Genomic DNA, 11,579 nt, shown 5'->3' with positions numbered 1-11,579 from the left:
TCAAGGCGCCGACACAGTGACGGAGCCGCGGGACGCGGCGCAGTCGCGCGAGGACACAGTGACGGATTCTCATCGGGGCGGATGGCGACCATGGGGCCTCGAGGGGCGCCTGGTCGTCACGATCGTCGCGGTCGTGGCCCTGATCTTCGCCACAGTCAGCATCGCCACGGGCGCGATCCTCGGCTCGATTCTGCAGTCGAACCTCGACAACGAGGTCACCGAAGCCACGGCCAAGGCGCTGCGAACGGTACACGATGCACCCCAAGTAGCCGCGGGGACCGAGGATGCCGCCGCGCTCCTGGCCTCGGGACCCTTCGAGCCGGGCTTTCTCATCGTTATCGAGTCAGCCTTCGGCTCCGTCACGGGTGGCTACATCGACGCCGACGGAACCGCGTCGTCCCTGAACGACTCTCAGGTCGCCCAGATCGTGCAGCAGCTGGGCCAGCCGGGCGAGGGCGGCCCCGTCCGCGAGATAACGATCGACGGTGTCGGCACCTACCGGATGCTCGCACTCGGCGGCGGGAGCTTCGCGATCGCATCGGGCCTGCCGGTCAGCCAGGTGACCGAAACGCTCGCGCAGATCGCAACGACCGTCGCCCTGCTGACAGCGGGGGGTCTTGTGCTTCTCGGGCTCGCCGTCACGGTCATCGTGCGACGGAGTCTGCGGCCGCTTCGCGTGGTAGCTGACACCGCCGAGCGTGTTGCGAGTGTTCCCATGGCTGAGGGCGAGGTCTCGATCGCTGATCGCGTTCCGGCATCCGAAACCGATGAACGCACCGAGATCGGTCGGGTCGGTCACGCGTTGAACACACTCCTGGATCACGTCGACGCGTCGCTGGAAGCCCGCCAGCGTAACGAAGAGCGGATGCGTCGGTTCGTCGCCGACGCGAGCCATGAACTGCGCACGCCGCTGGCCTCGATCCGCGGATACTCCGAACTCTCGCTGCGCGATCCACAGCTGAGCGAGACTACCGAGTCGGCCCTGTCCAGAATCCAGGCGCAGTCGCTGCGGATGACGCGGCTCGTCGAAGACCTGCTGCTTCTCGCGCGTCTCGACGAGGGCCAAGAGCTCGTCTACGGGGTGGTCGATCTCACGCAGCTCGCCGTTGAAGCGCTCGGCGATGCGCAAGTCGCCGGTCCCGAGCACGTCTGGCTGCTGGAGGTCGATGAGGAGCCGGTGACCGTTCCCGGCGACTCCGCTCGGCTGCAGCAGGTGGTCGTAAACATGCTTGCGAACGCACGGACCCACACACCCGCGGGAACCGAGGTCACACTCTCGGTCGGCCGAGAGAGTTCACCGGCCGAGGGCGGGCGAGCAACGGATAGTGCAGTCATCCGTGTCCATGACAACGGACCGGGGATCGAGCCTGCCATCGCCGACGAACTGTTCGAGAGGTTCTCACGCGCCGACAGATCACGAGCCCGGCAAACCGGTGGCACCGGGCTGGGTCTGTCGATTGCGCGGGCGATCGTGCACGCTCACCACGGTGAGATCTCGGTGGAGAGCAGGCCCGGAGACACCACGTTCACGGTGCGGCTTCCGCTTCCGACGCACGCCGATCGGACTGGCCCCGCGGCACGGGCTGCAGCTCAGTAGCCGCTGAAGGCGTCAGTCGTGACCGACTTCGCCCGCTCGAGGGCCGGTGCGAGGTCGGCGATCAGTCGCGGCGGCCCCGAGATGGCAGCGTGCCGGGCGTGCAGGTCGGGAACGACCTGCAGCAGACCTGGTGCGTCGAGGCGCACTCCGCGCGCCCACTGCCAATTCTGTGGCAGTGGGCCCGGGTCATCGCGCGTGAAGACCACGACGGGGACGCCGGATGCCGCGATGTCGTCGCGGAAAGCCAACTCGGCAGCCTCGGAGGCTACGTACACCAGAACGATGTCGCGGTGCTGCCCCCTCGCTTGCAGATGCCGCAGCTGCGACACGAACGGGGTGATGCCGATTCCGGCGGCGACCATGAGGAGGGGGGTTTCGGCCCGGTTCGGGAGCACGAAGTCTCCCCAGATGCCGGTGACTGCCAGGGATGCCCCGGCGTCGACCTCCGCCAGCGCGCGCTTGTAGGAGCTGGGCGCGGGGCCGCCGGAGCCTGCCGGGTACTCCCGGAACGCGATACGGATCGCGGGAAGGTCTTCGGGGGCCGACGCGATGCTGAACTCCCGGCGCGTGCCGCGCGCATCCGGCCTGCGGTGCGGGACGTCAAGCTCGAGGTACTGCCCGGGGAGGAAGTGGATGCGGCGCTTGGCGGTGAAGGTCAGCATTCGTACCGTCGGGGTGATCATCTCGCGCGAGTCAAGGGTCAGCCGAACAGCAGCCCGCACCGAGAACGCGAAGGCAACCAGGTTCCCCACCAACAGGGCACGCTCCTGTCCCAGGGTGATTTCGCCGAGCGAGATCGGCCACCCGGCGAGGACACCGACGACACCGGCGACAAGGAACTGCTGCCACCGCCGGGGTGGGAGGGTGAGCGGCTCCGACAGCATGAACACGCCGAGGAAGAGGAACGGCGAGGACCACAGCAGCGACCAGAAGATCGTCAGCGCATCGACGGCGAGCCCGGCAGTCTGGTACTGGATCGAGGTGCGCGCGAAGCCGACCGCGACGGCGACAAGCAGGAACACCAGAACCATGCGGATCTTCTCGGTGCGCCACAGCACCGCCAGCCCGAGAATGACGACGGGAGCTGCGAGAACCGGCGTTCCCACCCACCAAGCCGATGCGCCGAGCGCCGGAATCCAGATGCTCACGATCGTGAGGACTGCAGCGCCCACCGCGGCAGGGTTGAAGATGTGGCGGCCCCTCCAGGCCAACAGATACTTGGATGCCGCCGCCACGGCTCCTGCCAGCGCGACACCGACCAGAGCGACCGGTTCGAGAGTGGGCCGCAGGACGAACAGCAGGATGAACGCGGTGATCACCGAGGACTCAAGCCGAAGCGACTGCCCGATGATCCGGTGCGCAACGACATCGACGATGCCGCACGCGACAGCAAGCACCGCGAGGGTCGCGAGCAGCTCCAGGGGGCTGGGCGCCACGAGGCCGAAGAATGAGACTCCGAACGCAACGACGGTCAGGGCGAGCAGCGCCAGGAAGACCATGCGATACATCGAGACCTTGCCGAGCACCGCGAACACGCGGTTCCAACCTGCGGTCAACCATCCGATCATGTGAACAACTCTGCCCTACACCGCTCCGTCCCGAATCCGGGAGACCATTCGACGCGGCCGACCGTCGTCATCCGCACCCACTCGACGCCCCACCGATACGCGAGCTCCGCGCCCCCCTCGAAGAACAACGCGGTAGCCGCAGCGTCAGCCACCATCGCGGTGGGGGCTACAGCCCAGGTCGCCGCGACGGTTCGAACCGGCACACCGGTGCGCGCGTCGAGCACGTGGTGAAGACCATCGCCCCAAGCCCGCCGGTTCGTCGCCGAGGCGCACAGCGCGGCATCCTCGAGGTCGACGACACCGATGATCCGCGTCGGGTCGTACGGATGCTCAAGGCCGATCCGCTCACGCACACCCGAGCAGCGCACGTCGCCACCGGCATCGACAGTGAGGGCACCCTGCTTCTGCCCCTCGAGGTGATCCAGAACGAGATCGACGAGGCGACCCTTTCCGATCGCGCCGACGTCGATGAGAGCCGGTTGCGAGAGCGTCAGCGCGCCGTCGTCGATGGAGACAACTCGCCGCCAGTCGGCTGGGGCGTTGACAGGGGCGCTCTGGCGGAGCGAATAGGACCTGTCGTAGCCGAGCGCTTCGAGCGAGACCCCGACGAGCGGGTTCACCGCCCCGCCCGTTGCAGCATCAAGGTCCGCGTAGATCGCGAACATCGCCTCGGCGTCGGCGGGTAGCGGACGGGAACCCCCGGACGCGAGAGCGCTGACGGTTGAGTCCTCGCGAAAGCGCGACCACTCGCGGTCGAACTCGTCGATCATGACGAGGACGGCGGCGCGTTCGTCGTCAGTGAGGGGCTCGTGAGTATCGATCGCCCACTGCGTTCCGATCGCCTCGAAACGCCAGCCCGGGCGCGGCCCCCCGGCGACGCGGGCTTCGTCACCCATTGGACCGACAGGATCAGGCAGCGGCCTCGGCCTTGATGAGCTCGACAGCCTGCATGAATCCACCGCTCGTCAGCGAGGATCCCGACACTCGGCTGACCGAAACGTCATCGAGGCTCTTGCCCACCACCTCGTCGGTGATCCCGCCGATGAACTGGGACTGGTATTGCTCGGATTCGCGGGCCTGCGGGTCGCCGGTGACCTCAACGTCGGTGACGGTGTCGTCTGCAATCGTGAGGGTAACCGTGACCGTCTCAACAGATTCAGGCGTCGCGTAGGACCCCTCCGCCGTGTACGTGCCGTCGGCATAGCCGCCGGACGAGCTCGATCCCGAACCCGCGTCAGTTCTTCCGGCATCCGTCTGTGCGGAGCCGGTGTCGGCGGCTGTGGTCGCGCCGCACCCGGCAAGGCTGAGAGCGCCGGCAACACCCACGAGGGCGACGCCCACGCGTACGGGGCGGGAGGGGGTGCGAATCATGAGCAGTCCTTCCTAGAGGTCGTCTCCGCCATCTTTGCTTTCATGCCTATGCATAGGCTTTGAGGCGGCGACGAACGCGGAGAGATCTCGGCTCAGGCGGCGCCGTCGAACATGCTGGTGACCGAGCCGTCCTCGAAGACCTCGCGGATCGCACGCGCCAGCAGCGGTGCGATCGGGAGCACAGTGAGGGTCTCCCAGCGCTTGCGGTCGGGGATCGGGATCGTGTCGGTCACCACGACCTCATCGATTGCCGCATCCTGGAGCCGTTCGCTGGCCGGGTCGCTGAAGACCGCGTGGGTCGCGGCGACGATGACGCGCTCGGCGCCGTTCTTCTTCAGCGCCTGCGCGGCCTTCACGATCGTGCCACCCGTGTCGATCATGTCGTCGACGAGAAGACAGACACGACCGTCGACCTGGCCGACGATCTCGCTGACCGTGACCTGGTTGGCCACGTTCGGATCGCGACGCTTGTGGATGATCGCCAGCGGTGCGCCCAGGCTGTCAGACCAGGTGTCGGCAACGCGCACACGTCCGGTATCCGGCGAGACGACGGTGAGTTTGGCGCGGTCCTCGGGCGAGAGGTTCTCTTCGAAGTACTCCAGCAGCACCGGCTTGGCGAAGAGGTGATCGACAGGCCCGTCAAAAAACCCTTGGATCTGGGCGGCGTGCAAATCGACGCTCATCACCCGGTCGGCGCCGGCAGTCTTGACGAGGTCGGCGACCAGACGCGCGCTGATCGGCTCACGCCCGCGACCCTTCTTGTCTTGGCGGGAGTACGGGAAGTACGGCGCGACAACGGTGATCCGCTTCGCGGACGCCCGCTTGGCGGCATCCAGCATGATGAGCAGCTCCATCATCCACTCGTTCACGGGCGGACCGAAGGACTGGATGAGGAACAGGTCGCACCCGCGGATCGAGACCTCGAAGCGGGTCAGGATCTCGCCGGAAGCAAACGTGCGGTACTCCGTCGGGACGAGATTCGTGCCGAGCGCCGTCGCGACGTCGTCCGCGAGGCTCGGGTGCGAACGGCCGGATGCAACGACCAGGCGCTTCTTGGTCTTGGCGACCAGGCCGGGAGCGATACCGCTATCCCTGTCGAGATCAACCGTCTTGTTCTTGCTCGCCATCGTCCGCTTCCTGTGCGGACCGGGCCCGCGCGGCGACCTCGGCGGCGGCTGTTCCCGGTCTGTTGTTCTCGACCCATCCCTCGATGTTGCGCTGAGGGGCAACGCTCAGAGCCAGCGCACCGGGAGGGACATCCTTGCGGATGACGGCACCGGCACCGGTCTTCGCACCGTCTCCGATCCTAACGGGCGCGACAAAGACGTTGTGCGACCCGGAGTGGACCTCGTCACCGATCTCGGTGCGGTGCTTGGCGAGATCGTCGTAGTTGGCCGTGATCGCCCCGGCGCCGAGGTTGACGCCGCGCCCGATTGTGGTGTCGCCGATGTAGGACAGGTGCGGAACCTTGCTCCGCTCACCGATCGTGGAGTTCTTTATCTCGACGAACGTACCGACCTTGCTCTGGGCGTCCAGCGTCGCACCCGGGCGCAGGTAGGCGAACGGGCCGACAGTGGCGCCGCGGCCGATGACGGCCAACGTCGCGTCGGTGCGGGTGACCGTCGCGTTCTCCCCCACCTCGCAGTCGACGAGCGACGTGTCGGGTCCGATCGTCGCCCCGCGCTCGACAGTTGTTGCGCGCAGGACGTGCGTGTTCGGCAGCACCGTGACGTCGGGAGCGAGCGTGGCTGTCACGTCGATCCAGGTCGTGGCCGGATCCAGGATCGTCGCACCCTCGAGCTGCCAGCGACGGACGGTCCGCGCATTGAGCGCGCGGGCTGCTTCCGACAGCTGCACCCGGTCGTTCACGCCGAGCGCGTCCTGCGCCGCCGGAGCGTTGGATGCCGCGACGACCTCGCCCGCGGTGCGGAGGATGCCGATGACGTCAGTCAGGTACTTCTCGCCCTGCGCGTTGGCCGTGCCCACTGAGGCAAGGCTCGTGCGCAACTGCGCGGCGCGGAACACATAGATTCCGGTGTTGATCTCCCGCACCGAGAGCTCGTCGGGCGACGCATCCTTCTGCTCGACGATGCGTTCGACCGCCCCGTCGGCACCACGGATGACGCGGCCGTAACCCGTGGCGTCGTCGAGCGTCGCGCACAGCAGCGTGGCGCATGCAGCCGCAGCGCGGTGACGCGCGAGCAGCCCCTCGACGACGCTGACCTCGACCAGGGGCACATCGGCGCTGAGCACCAGCACGTCGCCGTCGAAGCCGTCGAGCGCGGCCAGGGCCAGTTCCACCGCGCGACCGGTGCCGGGGATCTCGTCCTGGTCGACGACATCAACTCCCGGAAGCAGGCCGGTCACGGCATCCGCCACCAGATCCCGCTCGTGACGGACCACGACCACCGCACGCTCCGGCGCCAGTGCCGATGCGGTGCGCAACACGTGGCCGATCAGCGGAAGCCCACCGATCTGATGAAGGACCTTCGGCGTGGCGGACTTCATCCGCGTCCCCTGGCCTGCCGCCAGAATGACGACGGCGACGGGGGTTGGGTTCTCAGCCATGCTCCGCCGCCAGGACTCGAACCTAGACTTCACAGCTCCAAAGGCTGTCGTGCTGCCATTACACCACGGCGGACCGGCGCGTAACGCGGCCGCGAACCAGTCTGCCAGAGGACGAGTCGGCCGGGATAATGGCCCCATCAGTCGAGATAATGGCTCAGTGTCCGCAGAATCCGACGAAGTCGACCGCATCGTCGGTGCCTGGAGTGCCCAGCGGCCCGACTTGGACTTCTCTCCACTCGAAGTTCTCTCGCGGGTGGACCGCCTTTCCCGCCACCTCGACCGGGCACGCCGCGAGGCCTTCCGCCGTTCCGAGCTCGAGCCGTGGGAGTGGGATGTGCTGTCGGCACTGCGACGGGCGGGCGAGCCGTTCCAGCTGAGCCCGAAACAGCTGCTGCAGCAGACACTCGTGTCCTCGGGCACGATGACCAACCGCGTCGACAGGCTCGTCGGTCGCCGGCTTGTGCGGCGTGAGTCCGATCCGGGCGACGGACGCGGCATCCTGGTGACCCTCACCGACGAGGGACGAACCCGTGTGGATGCCGCCATCACCCGTCTCGTGGACGCTGAAGCGGTGCTGCTCGAAAGCCTCTCCCGCGCCGACCGTGACCGCCTCGCAGCCCTGCTGCGCAAACTCTCCCTGGGGTTCGATGTCTGACACAGAAGACGGATTCATGGACGCCGGTTCGCCCGAGACTCCCGCCACCGGAAATCGCGATGGGGCGAGAACAGGGGGCTGGCACGACTGGTTCGATGTCCGGTTTCGAACACCGGCTGCGGTGTACGGACTCATCGTCTACTCGGCGCTCTTGATGATCACGTCCGATTACGAGACCGATGTGGCCGAAGTGGTCGTGTCATCGGTAGCCACGCTCATCGTGTTCTTCATTGCCCACGTCTTCGCCTATACGCTCGCCGACCACGGCAAGCATCCGCTGGGCACAGCCACACGCTACGCGTTGACACACTCGGCTGGAATGCTGTGGGCAGCAGTGCCGCCCACGCTTGCCATGGTGATCGCCGGGGCCGCGGGGAGGACCGCGGATGACGCGTCGGCCTATGCGCTGTGGGTCACGATGCTGGTGCTCGCGTTCCTCGGCTACGTCGCCTATTCCCGCACGGGCGCCGGAATCGCCAAGCGCATCCTTGGTGCCACCGGAACCGCCTTTCTCGGCGCCTTCGTCGCGATCCTCGAGTACGCCTTCCACTGAGCACCGGCTCGCTGGAGCGACGGGGCGGGCGGCATGCGGTGTCGCACTGTCCGCGTAGCGTGGGGGCATGATGAGTGACGACCAGCAGCCATTTCACGACGCGCCACTTGACGCCGCGATGTCGGAAGCTCTCGCCAACCAGGGCCTGCGCATCGAGCAGATCGACAACGCCACGAGGGTGCAGAACGATCCGTGGTTGTCCGCGGTCGCTCGCGGGTTTCTCGAAGACGAGCCGGTCGAGGTTCGCCGCGAAGCCTTCGTCGGACACACCGCTCACCGCCGCAAGCTCGGCGTCTACGATGCCACCTGCCCGCAGCCCGAGATTCCGGTCGCGACGTTTGCGTCATGGCCCACCGAACTCACCGTCCCCGGTGGCACCGTCCAAGCCAGCGCCGTCAGCTCGGTGACCGTTGCACCGACGCACCGGCGGCGCGGCATCCTTCGTTCTGTGATGGCGGGGGAGCTGCGAACCGCCGCCTCGCTCGGGCTGCCGGTGGCAGCGCTGACCGTCAGCGAGTCGACCATCTACGGCCGGTTCGGGTTCGGTGCGGCAGCCGCCGCTGCGAACTGGGAGATCCGCACGCGGCGTGCCGGGTGGATCGGACCCGAGGCACCGGGGCGCGTGGACTTCGTTTCCCGCGACCAGGCGCGAGAGGTCGCCGAAGCCCTGCACGAGCGCGTGCGCGTCACCTCCCCCGGCGAGATCGCTCTTCCCGGAGGACATCTCAATCGGTTCTTCGGCACGAGCCCCGATGCCGAGAAGGCCGAGCGGCTGCGCACCATCCAGTACCGCTCGCCCGCGGGTGAGGTTGATGGGCTTGCGGTCTACCGCGTGGTCGAGAACCCCGACGACTTCAGCGAGTCGACGCTCGAGCTGTCGTGGCTGCTCGCCGCGACCGACGATGCGTACGCGGGCCTGTGGCGGTTCCTCCTCGAGATGGATCTCATCGCGCTTCTGCGCGCATCAGAACTCGGCCTCGACGAGCCCCTATGGTGGATGATCGCCGACCAGCGGGCCGCGAAGATCACCGTGACCGACCATCAATACGTGCGCATCCTCGACGTACCGGCAGCTCTCACGAGCCGACGCTTCGGCGCCGCGGACACCATCGCCCTCGAGGTTGACGACTCGCTGGGGATCGCGGGTGGCACGTTCATCGCGACGACGGATGCCGAGGGTCGCGCGACAGTTGAGGCAGTCGATGCTCCCCCGGCCGGTGTTCCCCTGCTGCGGCTCGGCGTACGCGAGCTGTCGTCGCTGTTCCTGGGAGGCGTGTCGGTGTCGACCCTGGCCCGTGCCGGTCGAGTCGAAGCTGACGATCCGACGCGGATCGCACGCGTTTTCCAGACCGTCGAGTCCCCCCGATTGAGCTTCTGGTACTGACGCGCGGCTGAACCCCGCGCGGCGCCTAGCCTGGAAGGGATGGCACATCTTCTCGGCGCTGAGTCGCTGCACCTCGAGTTCCCCACGAAAGTGGTTTTCGATTCCGTGACCCTCGGCATCGCCGAAGGTGACCGAATCGGGATCGTCGGACGAAACGGCGACGGCAAGTCGAGCCTGCTCGCCATGATCGCCGGCCGCCTCGAACCGGATGCCGGCAAGGTCACCGTCCGTGGCGGCACCCGCATCGGTGTCGTCGACCAGCAGGACACCCTCGATGACAACCAGACGGTGGGACGAGCGATCGTCGGCGACCTCGACGAGCACGAGTGGGCAGGCGACGCCCGCATCCGTGACGTCCTCGCCGGGCTGGTCACGGACCTGGACTGGAACGCTCCCCTCTCGACCCTGTCGGGCGGTCAACGGCGCCGCGTCGCCCTCGCAGCAGTGCTCATCGGCGACTGGGACGTCCTGATCCTGGACGAACCGACGAACCACCTCGACGTGGAGGGGATCGCGTGGCTCGCCGCACATCTCAAGAAGCGGTGGACAGCGAACGCCGGGGCGCTGCTGGTTGTGACCCACGACCGGTGGTTCCTCGACGAGGTGTGCACCCTCACATGGGAGGTGCACGACCGGATCGTCGAACCGTTCGAGGGCGGCTATGCGGCCTATATCCTGCAGCGCGTCGAACGCGATCGCCAGGCTGCCGCCATCGAGGCACGTCGACAGAACCTCGCGCGCAAGGAACTAGCCTGGCTGCGCCGCGGCGCCCCGGCACGAACCTCCAAGCCGAAGTTCCGCATCGATGCGGCCAACGCGCTGATCGCGGATGTCCCCGAGATCCGCAACTCCACCGAACTGCAGTCGCTGGCAGTCACCCGCCTTGGCAAAGACGTGGTCGATCTGCTGGATGCCTCGGTGAGTTTCGATGGCCGCGAGATCCTCCGAGACATCGAGTGGCGCATCGCGCCGGGCGAGCGGACCGGAATCCTTGGCGTCAACGGCGCCGGGAAGTCTACCCTTCTCGGGCTCGTCGACGGCAGCGTCTCTCCCACGGGCGGCCGGGTCAAGCGGGGAAAGACCGTGCGGGTGGCAACCCTCACGCAGCGTCTCGACGAACTCGAGCAGCACCTGGCCGACCCTGTACGTGTCGTGATCGGTGGGCTCCGCACCAGCTACACGATCGGTTCCGGCTCGAAAGCGCAAGAACTCACCCCAGGCCAACTGCTTGAACGGCTCGGCTTCTCATCCGCGCAGCTCTCGACTCCCGTGCGCGACCTCTCGGGAGGGCAAAAGCGCCGCCTGCAGCTGCTGTTGATCCTGCTGGACCAGCCGAACGTTCTCATCCTGGACGAACCGACCAACGACCTCGATACCGACATGCTCGCGGCGATGGAAGACCTCCTCGACTCGTGGCCGGGCACTCTGCTGGTCGTCTCCCACGACCGGTACTTCCTGGAGCGCGTCACCGACCAGCAGTACGCGATCCTCCCCGGACCCGGCGGCGCGGGACGACTACGGCACCTCCCCGGCGGGGTGGACGAGTACCTCCGGCTGCGAGAGCAGACCACGGATGCCGGACCTGACCGATCGGGCGCCGCGTCGGCAGCCCAGCAGACGTCGGAACCGGGGCTGTCGGGCGCCGATCTGCGCGCCGCACAGAAGGAGCTGAGCGCGATCGAACGCAAGTTGGAGCGACTGACCCAGCGCACCGCCGAGATCCACGAGCGGATGGCAGCGCACGACCAGAGCGACTTCGCGGGTCTGACGCGCCTCGGCGATGAACTCCGCGAGGTCGAAACAGAGACCGCCTCTCTCGAGGAGCGGTGGTTCGAGCTCACCGAGCTCGCAACCTAGCCCCCTCCTCCAGCCGAGTTGTCCCT

10 protein-coding genes and 1 tRNA gene are annotated in these 11,579 nt (G+C 67.4%); 5 read left to right on the top strand and 6 right to left on the bottom strand.

The window, feature by feature from the left end:
• Positions 1-16: 16 nt before the first annotated feature.
• Complete coding sequence (locus B4F19_RS15485) at positions 17-1,597, top strand: sensor histidine kinase (RefSeq protein ID WP_292736179.1); 1,581 nt, start codon at positions 17-19, stop codon at positions 1,595-1,597.
• Here B4F19_RS15485 and B4F19_RS15480 read toward each other — a convergent pair.
• The 6 genes from B4F19_RS15480 to B4F19_RS15455 form a co-directional block, all read right to left on the bottom strand.
• Positions 1,591-3,165, bottom strand: coding sequence for an FAD-dependent oxidoreductase (locus B4F19_RS15480; RefSeq protein ID WP_292736176.1), 1,575 nt, complete (start codon positions 3,163-3,165; stop codon positions 1,591-1,593). The genes B4F19_RS15485 and B4F19_RS15480 overlap by 7 nt on opposite strands.
• Entirely contained in the window at positions 3,162-4,061 is a 900-nt protein-coding gene (locus tag B4F19_RS15475; RefSeq protein WP_292736173.1) for an FAD:protein FMN transferase, read from the bottom strand. The genes B4F19_RS15480 and B4F19_RS15475 overlap by 4 nt, the downstream gene beginning before the upstream one ends.
• A gap of 13 nt (positions 4,062-4,074) precedes the next feature.
• Complete coding sequence (locus B4F19_RS15470; protein WP_292736170.1) at positions 4,075-4,536, bottom strand: FMN-binding protein; 462 nt, start codon at positions 4,534-4,536, stop codon at positions 4,075-4,077.
• A 92-nt stretch (positions 4,537-4,628) separates the two neighbouring features.
• Positions 4,629-5,663, bottom strand: coding sequence for a ribose-phosphate diphosphokinase (locus B4F19_RS15465; RefSeq protein WP_228177003.1), 1,035 nt, complete (start codon positions 5,661-5,663; stop codon positions 4,629-4,631).
• On the bottom strand, positions 5,638-7,104 hold the full coding sequence (glmU, locus tag B4F19_RS15460; RefSeq protein ID WP_228177002.1) for a bifunctional UDP-N-acetylglucosamine diphosphorylase/glucosamine-1-phosphate N-acetyltransferase GlmU: 1,467 nt from the start codon (positions 7,102-7,104) through the stop codon (positions 5,638-5,640). The genes B4F19_RS15465 and glmU overlap by 26 nt, the downstream gene beginning before the upstream one ends.
• A gap of 1 nt (position 7,105) precedes the next feature.
• Positions 7,106-7,177 (bottom strand) — tRNA-Gln (locus tag B4F19_RS15455).
• Positions 7,178-7,261: 84 nt separating this feature from the next.
• Here B4F19_RS15455 and B4F19_RS15450 point away from each other — a divergent pair.
• The 4 genes from B4F19_RS15450 (at position 7,262) to B4F19_RS15435 (ending at position 11,553) form a co-directional block, all read left to right on the top strand.
• A complete protein-coding gene (locus tag B4F19_RS15450; RefSeq protein WP_292736167.1) occupies positions 7,262-7,759 on the top strand; it encodes a MarR family winged helix-turn-helix transcriptional regulator in 498 nt (165 codons plus the stop codon).
• Positions 7,752-8,312 carry a hypothetical protein gene (locus tag B4F19_RS15445; RefSeq protein WP_292736164.1) on the top strand — a complete coding sequence of 187 codons (561 nt, stop codon included), beginning with the start codon at positions 7,752-7,754 and terminating at the stop codon, positions 8,310-8,312. The genes B4F19_RS15450 and B4F19_RS15445 overlap by 8 nt, the downstream gene beginning before the upstream one ends.
• A gap of 67 nt (positions 8,313-8,379) precedes the next feature.
• Entirely contained in the window at positions 8,380-9,696 is a 1,317-nt protein-coding gene (locus B4F19_RS15440) for a GNAT family N-acetyltransferase (protein WP_292736161.1), read from the top strand.
• A 39-nt stretch (positions 9,697-9,735) separates the two neighbouring features.
• Entirely contained in the window at positions 9,736-11,553 is a 1,818-nt protein-coding gene (locus tag B4F19_RS15435; RefSeq protein ID WP_292736158.1) for an ABC-F family ATP-binding cassette domain-containing protein, read from the top strand.
• The last annotated feature ends 26 nt before the right edge of the window (positions 11,554-11,579 follow it).

It is taken from the genome of Microbacterium sp. UBA1097, from assembly GCF_002313585.1.
GTDB lineage: Bacteria > Actinomycetota > Actinomycetes > Actinomycetales > Microbacteriaceae > Microbacterium.
The sequence above is the reverse complement of the archived record's forward strand: the minus strand, read 5'-3'. Positions and strand labels throughout refer to the sequence as shown.

Excerpts from the sequence above, each read along its gene's own strand:
- B4F19_RS15465 (WP_228177003.1), bottom strand. The coding sequence starts at position 5,663 with ATGGCGAGCAAGAACAAGACGGTTGATCTCGACAGGGATAGCGGTATC.
- B4F19_RS15475 (WP_292736173.1), bottom strand. The coding sequence starts at position 4,061 with ATGGGTGACGAAGCCCGCGTCGCCGGGGGGCCGCGCCCGGGCTGGCGT.
- B4F19_RS15470 (WP_292736170.1), bottom strand. The coding sequence starts at position 4,536 with ATGATTCGCACCCCCTCCCGCCCCGTACGCGTGGGCGTCGCCCTCGTG.
- B4F19_RS15435 (WP_292736158.1), top strand. The coding sequence starts at position 9,736 with ATGGCACATCTTCTCGGCGCTGAGTCGCTGCACCTCGAGTTCCCCACG.
- B4F19_RS15480 (WP_292736176.1), bottom strand. The coding sequence starts at position 3,165 with ATGATCGGATGGTTGACCGCAGGTTGGAACCGCGTGTTCGCGGTGCTC.
- glmU (WP_228177002.1), bottom strand. The coding sequence starts at position 7,104 with ATGGCTGAGAACCCAACCCCCGTCGCCGTCGTCATTCTGGCGGCAGGC.
- B4F19_RS15445 (WP_292736164.1), top strand. The coding sequence starts at position 7,752 with ATGTCTGACACAGAAGACGGATTCATGGACGCCGGTTCGCCCGAGACT.
- B4F19_RS15440 (WP_292736161.1), top strand. The coding sequence starts at position 8,380 with ATGATGAGTGACGACCAGCAGCCATTTCACGACGCGCCACTTGACGCC.